Source organism: Rhizobium sp. R339 (assembly GCF_002211395.1).
Classification (GTDB): domain Bacteria; phylum Pseudomonadota; class Alphaproteobacteria; order Rhizobiales; family Rhizobiaceae; genus Rhizobium.
The window spans coordinates 26,215-43,696 of record NZ_LOKV01000024.1; the positions used below are offsets into that span (position 1 = coordinate 26,215).

Below are 17,482 nucleotides of genomic sequence, written 5' to 3' on the forward strand. Positions count from 1 at the left end.
AAGCGCCGTGAATAGGCCAATTCATTTCGTTGAATGAACGGTGAGAGGATTTGAAGCGCAAGACGCGACGATGGACCAAACGCGGCTTGCGATTTCCGGGTGCAGATCCGGATATTCTCGCCGAACCGGCGGAAAATCTTATTCCGCCGCTATCTTGCCGGCCAGCTGCCGGTTCTTCATCAGCTTGTAGATGACCGAATCCATCAGTGCCTGGAAGGAGGCGTCGATGATATTTTCCGAGACGCCGACCGTCCACCAGCGCACGCCGTCGCTGTCGGTGGATTCGATCAGCACGCGGGTAATCGCCTCCGTGCCGCCATTGAGGATACGCACCTTGAAATCGGCGAGCACCAGATCGTCGATCTCGTGTTGATACTTGCCGAAATCCTTGCGCAGCGCCAAGTCGAGCGCGTTGACCGGGCCTTCGGCATCGGCAACCGACATCAGCGTCTGTCCATCGATGGTGATCTTGACCACCGCTTCCGAGACGATTTTCACGCGGCCGAGACTGTCGAAGCGGCGCTCGATCATCACTCGGAAGCCTTCGATGGTGAAGAATTCCGGGATGGTGCCGAGCGTGCGATGCGCCAGGAGCTCGAAGCTTGCATCGGCGCCCTCATAGGCATAGCCGATGGATTCTCGTTCCTTGACGATCGAGATCAGGAGGTCGAGCTTCGGGTCGTCCTTGGCGACGATGATGCCGCGCCGCTTCAGCGCGTTGATGAAATTCGCCTTGCCGCCCTGATCGGAGACCATCACCTTTCGGAAATTGCCGACGCTTTCTGGCGGCACGTGTTCGTATGTGCGCGGATCTTTCAACAGAGCCGAAGCATGGATGCCGGCCTTGGTGGCGAAGGCGGAAGCGCCGACATAAGGCATCTGGTGATCCGGCGAGCGGTTGAGAAGCTCGTCGAAGGCGTGCGACAGCCGGGTGAGATTCAGCAGCCGCTCCTCGTCGATCGCCGTTTCGAAACGTGTGTTGTAGGCGCTCTTCAGCGCCAGGGTCGGGATCAGCGTCACCAGATTGGCATTGCCGCAGCGCTCACCGATGCCGTTCAAGGTGCCCTGGATCTGTCGGACGCCGGCTTCGACCGCGGCCAATGAATTGGCGACGGCCTGGCCGGTGTCGTTATGGGCATGGATGCCGAGACAGCGGCCGGGCACGCCTGAAGCGATCACCGCCTCGACGATGGCGCGGACCTCCGGCGGCTGCGTGCCGCCATTGGTGTCGCAGAGCACCACCCAGCGGGCGCCGCTCTCATAGGCGGTCTTGGCGCAGTCAAGCGCATAGGCCGGATTGGCCTTGAAGCCGTCGAAGAAATGTTCGCAGTCGACGATCGCTTCTTTGCCGGCGCCGACCGCCGCCTTGACGCTTTCGGCGATGCTTTCGAGGTTTTCTTCATTGGTGCAGCCGAGCGCCACCGCGACATGATAATCCCAGCTCTTGGCGACGAAACAGATGGCGTCGGATTTCGACTGCAGCAGCCCGGCAAGGCCCGGATCGTTGGAGACCGAAACACCCGCCCGCTTCGTCATGCCGAAGGCGACGAAGCGGGCTTGGCTGGTGCGCTTCTCGCTGAAGAAGGCGGTATCCGTGGGATTGGCGCCGGGATACCCGCCCTCGACGTAGTCCAGGCCGAACTCATCCAGCATGGCGGCGATCGCAATCTTGTCCTCGACGGAAAAATCGATGCCGGGCGTCTGCTGCCCGTCCCGAAGCGTCGTATCGAAGAGGTAGATGCGTTCTTTCATGTCGTTTCCTCCCGGCAGGCGGGTGTTGGTGGAATGCGGATGCTGCCCCTCATCCGGCTGCCGCCACCTTCTCCCCGTTCTGACGGGGAGAAGGGACATGCCGCACCGTTTCGCAGGGCACGTCCCCTCTCCCCGCGCGCGGGGAGAGGGCTAGGGTGAGGGGCTGCCCTGTTCAGGACAGTTAATCCAACTTCCCTGCGAACTTATCCGTCGCCCGGATCAGCTGGTCGAGAATGCCCGGCTCCGAATAAGCGTGCCCCGCACCCTCGATCAGGTGGAACTCCGCCTTCGGCCAGGCCTTGTGCAGCAGCCAGGCATATTTGGCCGGGCAGGGCATGTCGTAGCGGCCGTGCACGATGACGCCGGGAATATCTTTCAGCTTGCCGGCGTCGCGGATCAACTGCCCTTCATCCATCCAGCCGGCATTGACGAAGAAATGGTTCTCGATGCGGGCGAATGCATAGGCGAAGTCCGGCTCCTCGAATTTGCCGCTCGTCGAAGGCTCCGGCAGAAGCGTGATCGTTTCGCCTTCCCAGATGCTCCAGGCCTGCGCGGCTTCAAGGCGCACATTCCTGTCCTCATGCGTCAGGCGGCGATGATAGGCATGCATCATCTCGTGGCGTTCTTCCACCGGGATCGGAGCGATGAAGCGTTCCCACTTCTCGGGGAACATTTCCGAGACGCCGAACTGATAGTACCAGTCGAGCTCGGCCTTGGTCAGCGTATAGATGCCGCGCAGGATGAGCTCGGAGACCCGTTCCGGATGTTTTTCGGCATAGGCAAGCGCCAGTGTCGAACCCCAGGAGCCGCCGAACACTTGCCATTTCTCGACGCCGACCATCTCGCGTAGCCGCTCGATATCGGCAACGAGGTGCCAGGTCGTATTGGCGTTGAGTTCGGCATGCGGCGTGGACCTGCCGCAGCCGCGCTGATCGAAAAGCATGACGTCATAGAGGGCGGGATCGAAAAGCCGGCGATGGGCCGGCGAGAAGCCGCCGCCCGGGCCGCCATGCAGGAAGACGGCGGGCTTGGCGCCCGGGGTTCCCGAACGCTCCCAATAGATCACATGACCATCGCCGACATCGAGGTGGCCGGAGGCATAGGCTTCGATTTCGGGATAGAGGCTGCGCAGTATCTCGGTCATATCTTCACGCCTTTCGCGGGCCAGACTTCAGTATCGTGATCGGGGTGTTGGAAGGAGATGATCGCTTCCTGCCGCGCGTAAAAATCCTGATCCTTCAGCACCGGCGCGTCGAAGATCTCTACGACCCAGGGCAGGCGGGCATCATAATTGACCTGGATCTGCGGAGCGAGATCGCTGCGGTCGTCGAAAGTGCCGATCGCAAGCTCGAGGCCGCCGGGATGGCGATAGGTCATCGGCGTACCGCAATGGCTGCAGAAGCCGCGGTCGATATTGACCGAGGACTGGAAGTAGCTCGGCTCGCCGCGCGTCCATTCCATTCCTTCCTCCGGCGCGGTGACGAGCGCGGAGAAGAAGCCGCCGAACTGCTTCTGGCACATGCGGCAATGGCAGATCGAGGGGCGCCCCAGCTTGCCTGATATGCGGAAGCGCACGGCGCCGCACTGGCATCCACCTGTTCTGATCTTATCCGTCATGGGGTTTCTCCGAACGGCCAGCTTATCGTATCGTGGTCCGGGTGCTGATGGTTGCTTGCCGCGATCGCGTTCTCGCGGTCGGGCGTTTCAGGCTCGGCTTCCACAGGCAGCCGGTCGAGGGCGTGAAACCAGGACATCCTGCGGCCGGTGTTGGATTGCATCACGGGCCGAACCGCATCGGGATCATCGAGTGAGCCGAGCGCGATGTTGATGAAGTCCGCTTCCGGAATATCGTAGAAGAGCGGCGTGCCGCAATCTCCGCAGAAGCCGCGCCGCACGAGATCGGAAGAGCGGAACCATTTCGGCTCGCCGCGGGTCAAGTCGAAATCCTGATGCTTTGCTGCGGCGAGCGGCAGGAAATAGTTGCCGGCCGCCTTCTGGCACATGCGGCAATGGCAGACATGGGGATAGCCGAGTTCGCCGTGCGCGCGGTAACGCACCGCGCCGCACTGGCATCCGCCGGTATAGGTCGTGACTTCGCTCAAGCGCGATCCTCCGGCGGCCAGACCGACGTATCATGGTCGGGATGTTGATAGGAAACGAGTTCATGCAGGAAGGAGCCTGCCGTTAAATCGGCCTCGGTTCTTTCTCCGGGCAGTTCATGCAGATGATCGACGAAGGCAATCTTGCCTTCCACGCCCCACTGGATGGTCGGCGGCAGTAGCGAGGGATCGTCGAACGCGCCGGCGGCAACCGCCATTCCATCGGGCGCCTCATAGGTCAGCGGCGTGCCGCAATCGCCGCAGAAGCCGCGCTCGACGAAATTGGAGGAGCGGAATTTCTTGCGCGCTCCCCGCGTCCATTCGAACGCGGCGCCGCGCACCGAAACCAGCGGCGCATAATAGGCTCCGAACGCCTTCTGGCACATGCGGCAATGACAGATCGAGGAGTCCTTCAGTTCGCCGCTGACGCGAAAACGCACCGCACCGCACTGGCATCCGCCGGTATAGGTGGTCATGGCAGGTCCTTCCCGATGGTACGGATGATGTGGCTGCACACGTTGTCGATATCCTGGAGGATATCGTCATTCCAGAAACGAAGAACAATCCAGCCGTCTGCTTGAAGGCGCTGGGTCCTGTTGTCGTCGTAAGAAGCGTTCGCGCTATGACCGTGCTGCGAACCGTCTATTTCGACGATCAGGCGGTGAGTGGGGCAGGCGAAATCGACGATATAACCTGCGATCGGCATCTGCCTGCGAAAACTAAGGCCCATCAGGCGATGGGCGCGAACTTCGTTCCAGAGCTTCAGTTCAGCATCGGTCATAGCCTTGCGCATGCGCCGGGCATTTGCCCGTCGTTGCGACGGAACTGGTGTGTGCGACATGTCCGGTCTCTCGCGCTGGGCTATACCCCCCTCTGCCCTGCCGGGCATCTCCCCCACAAGGGGGGAGATCGGATAGCAGCGGCCTCTCGACTCGTTTAAATGCCTCAGATGGCGGAAGCCGCCTAGTGCCGGGCTGATGCCCTGGCGAGCGGGCGCCCCCAGCCGATCTCCCTCCTTGTGGGGGAGATGCCCGGCAGGGCAGAGGGGGGTATCTCTTGCCGCCCAACCCATCTACCGCTTCATCTCCCACGTCGTCACCCGCTCGCCCGTCGCCGGATCCTTGCCGTCCTTCAGCTGGATGCCCTTGGCCGTCAGTTCGTCGCGGATCTTGTCGGCTTCGGCGAAATTCTTCGCCTTCAGCATTTCCAGGCGCATGGCAACAAGCGCATCGACCGCCGCTGCGACGGCTTCGTCGATTTCGGCTTTCTTCGGCAACAGGCCGAGGAGGGCAGCCGTTGCGGCAAAACGGGCGCCTGCGGCGGGATCCGTATAGGCGGCCTGCGCCAGCGCATGCAAGGCCTGCACCGCCGCCACCGTGTTGAGGTCGTCGGCGAGCGCATTCAGCACGCTCTCGTCAGGTTCGGCATCGCCGGGCTCCGTCGCCGGCCATTTGGCGAGCAGACGTTCGGCTTCTTCCAGGCGCTTGATCGAGAAATCGATCGGCTCGCGGTAATGGGTCATCAGCATCGCGAGGCGCAGCACTTCGCCCGGCCATTTGCGGCCGCCGAAAATCTGCGTGTGCAGCAGATCGTGGATGGTGACGAAATTACCTTCGGACTTCGACATCTTGCGGCCTTCGACCTGCACGAAGCCGTTATGCATCCAGACATTCGCCATCACCTCGGTGCCGTGGGCGCAGCGCGACTGGGCGATCTCGTTTTCATGATGCGGGAAGATCAGGTCCAGCCCGCCGCCGTGAATGTCGAAGATATCGCCGAGATAGCGCCGGCTCATTGCGGAGCACTCGATATGCCAGCCGGGCCGGCCGCGGCCCCAGGGGCTCTCCCAGCCGGGTTCGTTATGGCTCGACAGTTTCCAGAGCACGAAATCGCCGGGGTTCTTCTTATGCGCATCGACGGCGACGCGGGCGCCGGCCTGCTGCTCGTCGAGCGGGCGCTTCGAAAGCTGGCCGTAATCGGCCATGGACCTGGTGTCGAACAGCACTTCGCCAGATGCGACATAGGCATGACCGTTGGAGATCAGCTTCCCGATGATCTCGATCATTTCTTCGATATTGTCGGTGGCGCGTGGCTCGACGTTCGGCTCCAGGCAGCCGAGCTCGGCGACATCGGCGTGAAACTGGGTCTCGGTCTTTTCCGTGACCGCGCGGATCGCGTCGTTCAGCGGCAGGCCGGGATGATCTCTCAACGCCCGCCCGTTGATCTTGTCGTCGACGTCGGTGATGTTGCGGGCATAGGTGACATGATTTTCGCCGTAGACATGCCGCAGCAGCCGAAACAGCACGTCGAAGACGATGACCGGCCGCGCATTGCCGATATGGGCGAAATCATAGACGGTCGGGCCGCAGACATACATGCGGACATTCTCGGCATCGATCGGCTTGAAGGCCGATTTCTCCCGCGTCAGCGTATTGTACAGCTTCAGTTCCGGCGTGCCGCCCATTTCACTCTCCCAAAACGCACGTTCAGAAAATATCGCAACCGGCGGGCCGGGGCGTTTCGCATCTTGACTATTTGGGAGACGAAAACGGCCAGGCCAGCGCTTGCGCTAGCGAATAATCTTTCCGCAGATAATGCAGATAACCGTTTTCATGCCGCGTTTTATGGCGCGGGAATGGCATTTGGTCAAGGAGAATAAAGCGATCCGAAACAGCGAATTCGATCCTGCGTCACGGTCAAGTCGTTAGCGGTTGTTGAGATCTTGCGTCTCGGAGAATACCGGTTGAGAACGCAATTTTTGAGTGAAGCCTGTTGCCGAAAAGCGGATCACACCTTTATCAAACTTGATCTCGTAATCCCAGACGAAAAAGTCACCGTTGGGAGTAGGGCGCATATTTTCCCGTGTGATATCCGATATGATTGTCGGAATAGTGTTTTCGGGTTCGATCGCGATCTTAAAATCGGAGACATTGTGAAAGGTGAGGTCGCATTCCGACACCCAAAAGCCTGTGAAAAGATCGCCTCGTCTTTCCCATTTGAAAATGTAGTCGATGTCGATTTTGAACTCGAAGTTTTCATTTGGAAGCGAGACTGAATAGAGGCGGCAGTCGTGCCAGCCCATCACATCAAAGTCCTCTGTTGTCCAAATTTCCTTCTCGATCACTGGATTATCCGGGCAGCCGGTAATCCACCAGCTTGTTCTCGCGGACGATAAACAGCTTGCCCGTCTCGGTCACGCCGGGGCCGAGCAGCGGCAGGATCGCCCTGGCGACCTCGGAGGGATGCGGCAGCGTCTGCGGATCTTCGCCCGGCACGGCCTGGGCGCGCATCGCCGTGCGGGTTGCGCCCGGATCGACGCTGGTGATGCGCAGCGGCGTCGATTGCGTTTCGCCGGCCCAGGTGCGGGCTAAGGCCTCGACGGCAGCCTTGGAAGCGGAGTAGGCGCCCCAGAAGGGACGGCATTTGTGGGCTGCTCCCGAGGACAGGATGACGGCGCGGCCGGCATCCGAGCGGGCGAGCAGCGGATCGACCGAGCGGATCAGCCGCCATGTCGCGGTGACGTTGATGGTCATGACCTTTTCGAAGACCTTCGCCTCGATATGGCCGATCGGTGAAATTACGCCGAGCACGCCGGCATTGGCGACGAGGATGTCGAGCTTGCCCCAGCGCTCGAAGATCGAGCCGCCGAGCGCATCGATCGCGTTCATGTCGGCAAGATCGAACGGCACGAGTGTCGCGCTGCCGCCGATGGCCTTGATCGCATCGTCGAGATCTTCCAATCCGCCGACCGTGCGCGCGCAGGCGATCACATGGGCGCCGGCCTTGGCGAGTTCCAGTGCCGTGAAGTAGCCGATGCCGCGCGATGCGCCTGTCACCAGCGCGATCCTGCCTTCAAGATTGATGTTCATCTGCCCGGGTTCCGGATGTGCTTGGAAAGGTGAGGGGCGCAATAGGCCCCTCCAACGGGAAAGTCAAAACGGAAGCGGCTCAGCCGTTGCTCGCAAGCATGGAAATCTTGTTGCCCATCGACTCGCCGTTCTTGTCCAGCAGGCGGGTCGGATAGTCGCCGGTGAAATAGTGATCGGTGAACTGCGGGCGGGCCGGGTTGCGGTCCTCGCCGCCGACGGCGCGATAGAGGCCGTTGATCGACAGGAAGGCCAGCGAATCCGCGCCGATATACTTGGCCATGGCTTCGACATCGGCATACTGGTTGGCGAGCAGCTTATCGGCGTCCGGCGTATCGATGCCGTAAAAGTCGGGGAAGAAGATCATCGGGCTGGCGACGCGGATATGGACTTCGCGGGCGCCGGCCTCGCGGATCATCTGTACAATCTTCAGCGACGTCGTACCGCGCACGATGGAATCATCGACCAGCACGACGCGCTTGCCTTGGATCATCGCCCGGTTGGCCGAATGCTTCAGCTTCACGCCGAAGGCGCGGATCTGCTGCGTCGGCTCGATGAAGGTGCGACCGACATAATGGTTGCGGATGATGCCGTATTCGAAGGGGATGCCGCTTTCCTGCGCATAACCGAGCGCTGCGGGCGTGCCGCCATCCGGCACCGGCACGACGACGTCGGCCTCGACCGGCGCTTCCTTGGCGAGGTTCATGCCCATGTTCTTGCGCGTCGTATAGACGTTCCGGCCGCCGACGACCGAATCCGGCCGGGCGAAATAGACATATTCGAACAGGCAGAGGCGCTCCGGCTGCGGCTTGCTGGGCTTGCGGGCATCGATGCTGATCGAGCCGTCGGGCTGGATTTCGCAGATGATGACTTCGCCGTTTTCCACGTCGCGGATGAACTTGGCGCCGATGATGTCGAGCGCGCAGGTTTCCGAACAGAAGATCGGCTTGCCGTCCAACTCACCCATGACAAGCGGGCGGATGCCGGTCGGGTCGCGCGCGGCGATCAGCTTGGTGCGCGTCATGGCGAGCATCGAATAGCCGCCTTCCATCTGGCGGATGGCGTCGATGAAGCGGTCGGCTGTGGACGTATGGCGGGAGCGGGCGATGAGGTGGAGGACGACTTCGGTATCGGAAGTCGACTGACAGATGGCGCCGGTGGCGATGATCTGGCGGCGCAGCGTCAGGCCGTTGGTGAAATTGCCGTTATGGGCAATGGCGATGCCGCCTTCCTCCAGTTCGGCAAACAGCGGCTGCACGTTGCGCATCGCCACTTCGCCGGTTGTGGAATAGCGCGTATGGCCGATCGACATGCCGCCCGGCAGGCGGGCGAGCGTCATCGGATTGGTATAGTGGTCGCCGACGAGGCCCATATGGCGCTCCTGATAGAAGCGCTTGCCGTCGAAGGAGACGATGCCGGCCGCTTCCTGTCCGCGATGCTGCAGCGCGTGCAGGCCGAGAGCCGTAAGCGTCGCGGCGTCAGGATGTCCCAGAATTCCGAAAACGCCGCATTCCTCATGCAGCGTATCTCCGTCGAGCGGATCGTCGGTCGGGAAGGAATGGGACTGGTTCATTTCTGCGGGCCTCTGCTCTCACAAGAATGGATCGGCATTACCAATAGCATGATACCGGACATCGCACGGATTTCCGATAACTTCATCTTGAACGACATCCGCTTTCAAAGCCCGTTTTCCGGCTCTGAAACGGCTTGGGTCCGGCGGAGCTGGAATGCCCGGCCGGACCCTTATTTCACGTCCCGCTCAAATGGCAATTGCCGAAAGGCGAGTCAAGCTGCTGAACACTGTGTCAATTCGCCGGCTGCTGAGCGCCGTCTGTGGGCGCTGCCGGTGCGTCTTCCGCCGGGGCTTGCTCGCCGGCCGGCGGGTTGGCGCCCTCGGTACCCTGTGCCTGCGGCTGCAGCTTATCACGGATGCTTTCCGGTATCATCTGGGCAAATTGCTCCGGCAGAACCGCCTTCAGCTTCACGACCATCGAATCCAGGAACGGCTTCGACTTGGCTTCATTGACCCAGGCCGGGCGGTGGTCGACATCGACGAGCCAGTTCCAGAAGGCGACGGCGACGACCAGGAGGAGCACGCCGCGCGCGGCGCCGAACAGGAAGCCCAGCGTGCGGTCGAGCGCGCCGATGCGGCTGTCGATGATGAAATCGGCGATCTTCATCGTGATGAAGGAGATGACGATGAGCGCGATGAGGAAGACGACTGCTGCCGAGCCGACGATCGCGATGCGGTCGTCGTCGGTGTATTTCTTCGCGTAGGGCAACAGATAGGGGTAGAGGTAGTAGGCGGCGGCGGCAGAGCCGCCCCAGCTTGCGATCGAGAGGATCTCGCGCGAAAAGCCGCGGACCATCGCCAGCACGGCGGAGAAGAGCACGACGCCGATGACAATACCGTCGAAAATCGTAATGGGCATGTAAATTCAACTCCAGGACTGCCGCTTGGCGGCCGTGTCGCGCCTTATCGTGTGCCTCCTATATCATCACCAATCTTGGCAATGAAAGGATCAAACCTCGTCTTCCACACGCAGCGCCCCCTTCGAGCCGGCGATGCGCGCGACCAGATCCGGCAGGCTTTCCACCTCGCTCCAGCGCCCGCCCGAATTCTTCGGCAGTTCGGCGGAGGCGGACGGAAGCAGTGCTGCGGAAAAACCCAGCTTCTCGGCTTCCTTGAGGCGCTGGGCGGTGTGCGCAACCGGCCGGATGGCGCCCGACAGGCTGACTTCGCCGAAATAGACGCAATCGGCAGGAAGGGCAATACCGGCAAGCGAGGAAACCAGCGCCGAGGCGACGGCGAGATCGGCGGCCGGTTCGGAGATGCGGTAACCGCCGGCGACGTTGAGATAGACGTCGTGCTGGCCGAGCCTGACGCCGCAATGGGCTTCGAGTACGGCCAGAATCATCGACAGCCGGGCCGAATCCCAGCCGACGACGGCGCGCCGCGGCGTGCCGAGCGAGGTCGGCGCCACCAGCGCCTGCACTTCGACGAGCACGGGACGCGTGCCCTCCATGCCGGCAAAGACAGCCGCACCCGGCGATTTTTCGTTGCGCTCGCCGAGAAAGAGTTCGGATGGGTTGGCGACTTCGCGCAAACCTCTGTCGGACATTTCGAAGACGCCGATCTCGTCGGTCGGACCGAAGCGGTTCTTGACCGTGCGCAGGATGCGGTAGTGATGGCCGCGATCGCCTTCGAAATAGAGTACGGCATCGACCATGTGCTCGACCACGCGCGGACCGGCGATCTGCCCGTCCTTGGTCACATGCCCGACGAGCACCATGGCTGCACCCGTCTGCTTGGCGAAGCGGATCATCGACTGCACGCCGGTGCGCACCTGCGTCACCGTTCCCGGCGCGGATTCGGCCAGTTCGCTCCACAGCGTCTGGATGGAATCGATGATGACGAGATCCGGCCGCTTGCCTTCGGCAAGCGTCGCCAGAATATCCTCGACATTGGTTTCCGCCGCCAGCATGACGTCGGTATCGGCCGCGGCAAGACGCTGCGCCCTGAGGCGGACCTGCGCCACCGCTTCTTCGCCGGAGACGTAGATGATCTTGTGGCCGCGCCGTGCAAGCGCGGCAGCCGCCTGCATCAGCAGCGTCGACTTCCCGATGCCCGGATCGCCGCCGATCAGCACTGCCGAACCGCGCACGAAGCCGCCGCCGAGTGCCCGATCGAGCTCCGACATGGCGGTATGGATGCGCGGGGCCTCCTCGATCTCGCCGGAGAGTGCCGTCAGCGTGACAGGGCGGCCCTTCTTCGGCGTCTTGCCGGGGCCGGAGCCGATCCCGCCCATCGGATCCTCTTCGACGATCGTGTTCCACTCGCCGCAACCATCGCATTTGCCGGCCCAGCGGTTATGGACCGCGCCGCAATTCTGGCAGATGAACTGTGTCCTGGCCTTCGCCATCAATCGCTCTTTCAGTCGAGTTATCAAGATGAAGCGTCGCGTGCTTCATCGAATCATTGTCGTGCTTGAGATAATGGCTATCGCGACGGATCAAAACTAATGATTTCCCCATCAGTGGTCGCCGTGCCTATGTTTCCCGCTCTGCTTATCCAGGATGGCGGAAGATGTTCGATTATTCGCTGACTCATTGGCTTGCATTTCTGTCGGCGGCGGTTTTGCTCAACCTCTCGCCAGGCCCCGACATCGCCTTCATCCTCGGCCACACGATGCGCGGCGGGAAACGCGCCGGCTTCTCCGCGCTGTTGGGCGTCTGGTCGGGTGCCTGCCTGCATGTTCTGATGGCGGCGCTCGGCCTGTCCGCCGTTCTCGCCGCCTCGGCTTTCGCTTTCTCCACGGTCAAATGGATCGGCGCTGCCTATCTCGTCTGGTTAGGCATCCAGGCTTTGCGCGCCGGTGGCGGCAGCGGCCTGATGAAGGCAGCGGATGAAAAACTGCCGGCGGCAAGGATCTATCGGCAGGGAATCCTGGTGTCGCTGCTCAATCCGAAAGTGGCGATATTCTTCTTGGCGTTCCTGCCGCAATTCGTCGTCGAAGGGGCAGGGCCCACCTGGGCTCAGCTCATGCTGCATGGAGGGCTCATCATCGCCGTCGCGGCCTTCATCGAGCCGCCGCTCGTCCTTCTCGGCGGGCGCCTTGCAGATGTTTTGAGGCACAACGAAAAAATCGGACGGTGGCTCGATCGCGGTCTCTGTGCGCTTTTCGTGGCGCTCGGCGTCCGTCTCGCGCTCAGCAGCCGCTGACAGCAAACTCTACTCCTCGGCCACGTAGCGCCGTTCGTGGCGCAGCCCCATGCTGGTCAGGATCTCGTATCCGATGGTGCCTGCTGCCCGCGCCACCTCGTCGAGCGACATGTTCTTTCCGAACAGCTCGACATAATCGCCGGCGCGTACGGCATTGTCCGGCAGGTCGGTGATGTCGAAGATCGTCAGATCCATGGTGATCCGGCCCGCGACGGGCACCTTGTGTCCGGCGATGAAGCCTTGCCCGCCCTGCGGCACGGCCTGGCGCAGGGGCACGCCGCCGCTCGACTGGCTGCGCAGATAGCCGTCGGCATAACCGGCCGAGACGATCGCCAGCCGGCTGTCGCGGTGAAGCTGCAGCGCCCGCCCGTAGCTGACGGTCTCGCCGGCTTCGACCGTCCGTACCTGGATGACGCGTGCTTCCGCGGTGGCGACCGGGCGCATCGGGTTCGCCATGCCGCTGACCGCTTCGCCTCCATAGAGCGAGATGCCGGGACGGGTCAGGTCGAAGTGATAGTCTTCGCCGAGAAAAATTCCGGCGGAGGCGGCAAGACTTGAATCGATGCCTTCATAGGCCGCGCTAACCCTGCGGAATGATTCGAGCTGGCGCCGGTTCATCGCATGGCCGGGATCGTCGCCGCAGGCGAGGTGGCTCATGACGAGCACCGGCGCAAAGCTTGCCGGCCGCGAGACGTCGTCGGCAAGCGCCAGCGCATCGTCGATGTGCAGCCCCAGCCGGTTGAAGCCTGTATCGACATGCAGCGCGCAAGGGTAATCGCCATAATCGGCAAGCACAGCCATCCAGAAGGCAAGCTGCTCGTCGGAGGAGATCACCGGCACCAGATCGTTCTCGAAGAAGCGCCGTTCGGTGCCCGGCCATATGCCCGAGAGCACGAAGATGCGCGCCTCGGGCGCATAGAGACGAAGCGTCACCCCTTCATCGACGGTTGCAACGAAAAAATCCCTGGCGCCCGTGAGGTAGAGCGCTTCGCCGGCATCCTCGATGCCCATGCCGTAGGCGTCCGCCTTGACGACGGCCGCGGCGCGCGCAGCGCCGGAGCGCCGCGCCATGTCGCGCCAGTTCTCGGTGAGCGCAGTCAGATCGACGGTCAGCCGCAGGCCCGCGGAAGCGAAAAGATCGTCATCTTCGAAGGGGATGGGAAAATCTGTCATGAATCGCCGTGAAGTAATGAAAGGAAATCGCTTTAGCCAGTCTAGTTTAAAGAGCATGATCGCCGAGGGAAAGCGCAGGCGGTGACATAACACCCTTTGCCTGTCCCACGATCACTTTTGTTCAAGACGCGTGCGCGCTTCCGCGATAATCTTGGTGGATGCAGAACGTATCGCAAAAAGAGGCGGCCGAAGCCATGCCGCTTGCGAACGTGGAATCGGCCCGCTTCTGGCGGGATAGCCGCTTCCGCGACATGGAGTGTTTGAGCGCCACCTTCCTGACGCATGAATATGCGCCGCATGCGCATGATACCTTCAGCATCGGCGCGATAGAAAGCGGTAGCCAGATCGCCACTCTGAGCGGCAGGCGGGAAGAAACCGGCCCGGGCGACCTTTATCTCATCGATCCCGGTGTGATCCATGACGGCGCTCCTGGCGGCGAGGGCTATCGCTACCGGATGATCTATCCCGACATGAAGCTGTTCGTTGATATCCTCGAAGATGTCACCGGCAAGGCCTTTCATGCGACGCCGTCTTTCCCCGGCGGGCTTCCGCGCGATCCACAGCTTGCCAATGCCTTTCACGCCGCCCATCGAACGCTCGAGAGCGGCGCCGGCGCGCTGGAGTCCGATGAGGGAATGTTTTCGGTGCTGGCGGCGATCTTTGCGCGCCACGGCAGCGCGATCATCGTTCCCGTCGATACGAAGGAACGAAGCGCGGTCGCCCGCGCCCGCGAATACCTCGTCGAGAACTTCGACAGCGACGTCGGCCTCGAGGAACTGGCTGGCGTGGCGGGTCTGAGCCGCGCCCACCTCATCCGCGCCTTCCGCAAGGAATATCACATCACCCCCCACGCTTTTCTGACGGACCGGCGCGTGCAGGTGGCCCGCCGGCTGCTGCGGCAGGGACGCATGCCGGCCGATATCGCGCTCGAATGCGGTTTTGCCGATCAGGCGCATTTCACCCGGCACTTCAAGGCGCGCACGGGTGTGACGCCCGGCCAATTCCGCACGGGCTGATCACTTTCGTTCAATACAGCCATGGCCGCCTGAGTTAACCCTCCGCGATCTTGATCAGGAGGTTGCCATGTTGCAGCACAGCCGGCCATCCGGCGAATTTCTTGCCGGAATGCGCGCCATTTTTCCGCTTGTTGTCGCCGTCTTGCCGATCGGCCTCGTTTTCGGCGCGGTCGCGGCCGCCAAGGGGCTTTCGCCGCTGGAAACGGGGTTGATGAGCGCGCTGGTCTTTGCAGGCGGTTCGCAATTCGTGGCCATGGATATCTGGACGCACCCGGCAAGCTGGATCGGTGTCGGCTTCGCAGCCCTCCTGGTCAATATCCGCCATGTGCTGATGAGCGCGTCGATCGGCACGAAGATGCAGTCTTTCTCCGGCGTCAAACGTTATGCCGCCATGCTCTTCCTCGCCGACGAGCTCTGGGCCATGGCGGAATTCCGCGCCGGCAGCACGCGGCTGACACCGGCCTGGTATGCCGGCATCGTCGCGCCTTTCTACCTCACCTGGGTCGGCTCTTCGCTGGCGGGCGCACTGCTCGGCGCCTTTCTCGGCAATCCAGCGGTCATCGGCCTCGACTTCGCCTTTCCGGCCGTCTTCATCGTGCTCGTCATGGGTTTCTGGAAAGGGCCGGAAACCGGCGCCGTCCTTGCTGCGAGCGGAGTCGCATCTGTTGCGATCCATCACTTCGTGCCGGGGGTCTGGTATATCGCCGCCGGCGCTCTGGCCGGGCTGGCAACGGCGCTCTGGCAGGGCAGGGCACGGGAGCAGGCGGCATGACGCTCGACCTCAACACCATGATCGCCATCCTCGCGATGGCCGCCGCAACGGTATTCACCCGCATCAGCGGCCTCGTCCTGATCCGTCATGTCGAGATGGATGAGCGGCGCAGAACGGCGATCGAGGCCATCCCGCCGGCCGTGCTGATGGCGATCATTGCCCCGACCGCTTTTGCGGCCGGCTGGGCAGAGACCTTGGCTTGCGCGGCAACGGCGATCGCCGCGCGCCGTCTCCCCATGCTTGTCAGTGTCGCAATTGGCGTCGCAACGGTTGCCTTGTTACGGGTCGCCGGGTTCTAAGGAAATCGACGCGGGAACCGCGTCAATGTTCCTCGTACTGTATGAAGGAAGGATCGGCGAGATCGGCGAAACGGGTGAACTCTGCCTGGAAGGCGAGCTTCACCGTGCCGGTCGGCCCGTGACGCTGCTTGGCGATGATGACGTCGGCCGTGCCCTTCACCTTGTCGAACAGCGCTTCCCATTCCGGATATTTCGGATCGTGGGGATCGCGCGGCTCCTGGTTCTTGACGTAATATTCCTCGCGGAACACGAAGAGCACGACGTCGGCGTCCTGTTCGATCGAGCCGGATTCGCGAAGGTCGGAAAGCTGCGGGCGCTTGTCATCGCGGCTTTCGACCTGGCGGGATAGCTGAGACAGCGCGATGATCGGAACGTTGAGTTCCTTGCCGAGCGCCTTCAGGCCGGTGGTGATCTGGGTGATTTCCTGGACGCGGTTGTCGCTCGATTTGCCCGAGCCGGTCATCAGCTGCACGTAGTCGACCACGAGCACGTCGAGGCCGCGCTGGCGCTTGAGGCGGCGCGCGCGCGCCGAAAGCTGGGCGATCGAGATACCGCCGGTCTGGTCGATATAGAGCGGCACCTTCTGCATCATCATCGAGCAGGCGACGAGCTTTTCGAAATCCGCATCGTTGATGTCGCCGCGGCGGATCTTCGAGGAGGAGACTTCCGTCTGTTCGGAGATGATACGGGTGGCGAGCTGTTCAGACGACATTTCGAGCGAATAGAAGCCGACGACGCCGCCGTTCTTGGCCTTCATGCTGCCGTCCGACTGCACCTCACCCTCATAGGCGGCGGCGATGTTATACGCGATGTTGGTGGCGAGCGAGGTCTTGCCCATACCGGGGCGCCCGGCCAGGATGATCAAGTCCGAACGCTGCAGGCCGCCCATCTTGGCATCCAGCGAATGGATGCCGGTGGAGATGCCCGAAAGCCCGCCGTCGCGTTCCTTGGCGACGGCCGCCATGTCGATCGCCAGCGCGACGGCATCGTTGAAGGATTGGAAGCCGCCGTCGTAGCGGCCGTTTTCGGCGAGTTCGAAGAGGCGGCGCTCGGTATCCTCGATCTGCGACTGCGGCGGCATGTCGAGCGGCGCGTCGTAAGCGATGTTGACGACATCCTCGCCGATTGTGATCAGCGCCCGGCGCAATGCGAGATCATAGATCGCCCGGCCATAGTCCTCGGCATTGATGACGGTGACCGCGTTGCTGACGAGGCTTGCCAGATATTGCGAGACGGTCATGTCGCCGACCTTCTCGTCGGCTTTCAGGAAGGTCTTGATCGTCACCGGGTTGGCGATCTTGCCCATGCGGATGATGTCGCCGGCAACCTCGAAGATCTTCCGGTGCAGCGGCTCGTAGAGATGGATCGGCTTGAGGAAATCCGACACCCGGTAATAGGCGTCGTTGTTCATCAGGATGGCACCCAGAAGCGCCTGCTCGGCTTCGATGTTGTTGGGTGCTTCGCGATAGTGCTGCTCCGAAGGAGCAACGGCTGCAATCTTTCGAGCGGCGTCGTTCATCATCATCCGTTCTGTCTTTTTCCAACTCCGGATTTGCAATTCCGGATGGAGAAATCAAGGGGCTGCGATCGGAGCGGGGCTGGTCTCGCCTAAATCCTGAACGCCTGTGCCCATTGTTCGACTTCTCCACAGTCCGGGGTGCCACAAACGCCACAAAAGAGAAATACTGGTAGTGTCACCCTGAGGACACGGTACGGAGCCGACTCAGCTCGTCCGTTCCGGAGAAGGAGATGTTAGCGCCATGACATCGGGCACGCAGCAAA

At 62.0% G+C, this 17,482-nt stretch carries 18 protein-coding genes; 4 read left to right on the forward strand and 14 right to left on the reverse strand.

Translation table 11 applies throughout. The features are described 5' to 3' along the window. Positions 1-138: 138 nt before the first annotated feature. The 12 genes from cimA to radA all read right to left on the reverse strand — a co-directional run bounded on the left by cimA (position 139) and on the right by radA (position 11,640). Positions 139-1,752: a citramalate synthase gene (gene cimA / locus ATY76_RS22880; protein ID WP_088677010.1), complete on the reverse strand. Its 1,614-nt coding sequence runs from the start codon at positions 1,750-1,752 to the stop codon at positions 139-141. A gap of 181 nt (positions 1,753-1,933) precedes the next feature. After that, positions 1,934-2,896 carry a prolyl aminopeptidase gene (gene pip, locus ATY76_RS22885; protein ID WP_088677011.1) on the reverse strand — a complete coding sequence of 321 codons (963 nt, stop codon included), beginning with the start codon at positions 2,894-2,896 and terminating at the stop codon, positions 1,934-1,936. Further along, the gene (locus ATY76_RS22890; protein ID WP_088677012.1) at positions 2,893-3,369 is read right to left on the reverse strand and encodes a GFA family protein; all 477 of its coding nucleotides are present in this window, start codon (positions 3,367-3,369) and stop codon (positions 2,893-2,895) included. Before ATY76_RS22890 ends, pip begins: the two co-directional genes overlap by 4 nt. Beyond that, positions 3,366-3,854: a GFA family protein gene (locus tag ATY76_RS22895; RefSeq protein WP_088677013.1), complete on the reverse strand. Its 489-nt coding sequence runs from the start codon at positions 3,852-3,854 to the stop codon at positions 3,366-3,368. The genes ATY76_RS22890 and ATY76_RS22895 overlap by 4 nt, the downstream gene beginning before the upstream one ends. After that, positions 3,851-4,327: a GFA family protein gene (locus ATY76_RS22900; RefSeq protein ID WP_088677014.1), complete on the reverse strand. Its 477-nt coding sequence runs from the start codon at positions 4,325-4,327 to the stop codon at positions 3,851-3,853. The genes ATY76_RS22895 and ATY76_RS22900 overlap by 4 nt, the downstream gene beginning before the upstream one ends. Continuing rightward, a complete protein-coding gene (locus tag ATY76_RS22905) occupies positions 4,324-4,692 on the reverse strand; it encodes a DUF559 domain-containing protein (RefSeq protein WP_081284230.1) in 369 nt (122 codons plus the stop codon). The genes ATY76_RS22900 and ATY76_RS22905 overlap by 4 nt, the downstream gene beginning before the upstream one ends. 231 nt (positions 4,693-4,923) lie before the next feature. Next, on the reverse strand, positions 4,924-6,315 hold the full coding sequence (gene cysS, locus ATY76_RS22915; RefSeq protein WP_088677015.1) for a cysteine--tRNA ligase: 1,392 nt from the start codon (positions 6,313-6,315) through the stop codon (positions 4,924-4,926). A 240-nt stretch (positions 6,316-6,555) separates the two neighbouring features. Beyond that, complete coding sequence (locus ATY76_RS22920; protein ID WP_088677016.1) at positions 6,556-6,975, reverse strand: hypothetical protein; 420 nt, start codon at positions 6,973-6,975, stop codon at positions 6,556-6,558. Positions 6,976-6,979: 4 nt separating this feature from the next. Further along, entirely contained in the window at positions 6,980-7,720 is a 741-nt protein-coding gene (locus ATY76_RS22925) for an SDR family NAD(P)-dependent oxidoreductase (RefSeq protein ID WP_088677017.1), read from the reverse strand. 79 nt (positions 7,721-7,799) lie between these two features. Beyond that, positions 7,800-9,290, reverse strand: coding sequence for an amidophosphoribosyltransferase (purF, locus tag ATY76_RS22930; protein WP_088677018.1), 1,491 nt, complete (start codon positions 9,288-9,290; stop codon positions 7,800-7,802). A 232-nt stretch (positions 9,291-9,522) separates the two neighbouring features. Then, complete coding sequence (locus tag ATY76_RS22935; protein ID WP_088677019.1) at positions 9,523-10,149, reverse strand: CvpA family protein; 627 nt, start codon at positions 10,147-10,149, stop codon at positions 9,523-9,525. 90 nt (positions 10,150-10,239) lie between these two features. Then, positions 10,240-11,640, reverse strand: coding sequence for a DNA repair protein RadA (gene radA / locus ATY76_RS22940; RefSeq protein ID WP_088677020.1), 1,401 nt, complete (start codon positions 11,638-11,640; stop codon positions 10,240-10,242). 164 nt (positions 11,641-11,804) lie between these two features. On the opposite strand from radA, the gene ATY76_RS22945 reads away from it, so the two are divergent. After that, positions 11,805-12,440: a LysE family translocator gene (locus ATY76_RS22945; RefSeq protein WP_088677021.1), complete on the forward strand. Its 636-nt coding sequence runs from the start codon at positions 11,805-11,807 to the stop codon at positions 12,438-12,440. A gap of 9 nt (positions 12,441-12,449) precedes the next feature. Here ATY76_RS22945 and alr read toward each other — a convergent pair whose 3' ends face one another. Then, on the reverse strand, positions 12,450-13,613 hold the full coding sequence (gene alr, locus ATY76_RS22950) for an alanine racemase (protein WP_088677022.1): 1,164 nt from the start codon (positions 13,611-13,613) through the stop codon (positions 12,450-12,452). Positions 13,614-13,807: 194 nt separating this feature from the next. On the opposite strand from alr, the gene ATY76_RS22955 reads away from it, so the two are divergent. From ATY76_RS22955 to ATY76_RS22965, 3 genes are all read left to right on the forward strand, one after another. Beyond that, entirely contained in the window at positions 13,808-14,629 is an 822-nt protein-coding gene (locus tag ATY76_RS22955) for an AraC family transcriptional regulator (protein ID WP_088677355.1), read from the forward strand. A gap of 67 nt (positions 14,630-14,696) precedes the next feature. After that, positions 14,697-15,401: an AzlC family ABC transporter permease gene (locus tag ATY76_RS22960; protein WP_088677023.1), complete on the forward strand. Its 705-nt coding sequence runs from the start codon at positions 14,697-14,699 to the stop codon at positions 15,399-15,401. Further along, on the forward strand, positions 15,398-15,700 hold the full coding sequence (locus ATY76_RS22965) for an AzlD domain-containing protein (protein ID WP_088677024.1): 303 nt from the start codon (positions 15,398-15,400) through the stop codon (positions 15,698-15,700). Before ATY76_RS22960 ends, ATY76_RS22965 begins: the two co-directional genes overlap by 4 nt. A 22-nt stretch (positions 15,701-15,722) precedes the next feature. On the opposite strand, the gene ATY76_RS22970 is transcribed toward ATY76_RS22965, so the two are convergent. Further along, on the reverse strand, positions 15,723-17,219 hold the full coding sequence (locus tag ATY76_RS22970) for a replicative DNA helicase (RefSeq protein ID WP_064692681.1): 1,497 nt from the start codon (positions 17,217-17,219) through the stop codon (positions 15,723-15,725). Between the last annotated feature and the right edge of the window lie 263 nt (positions 17,220-17,482).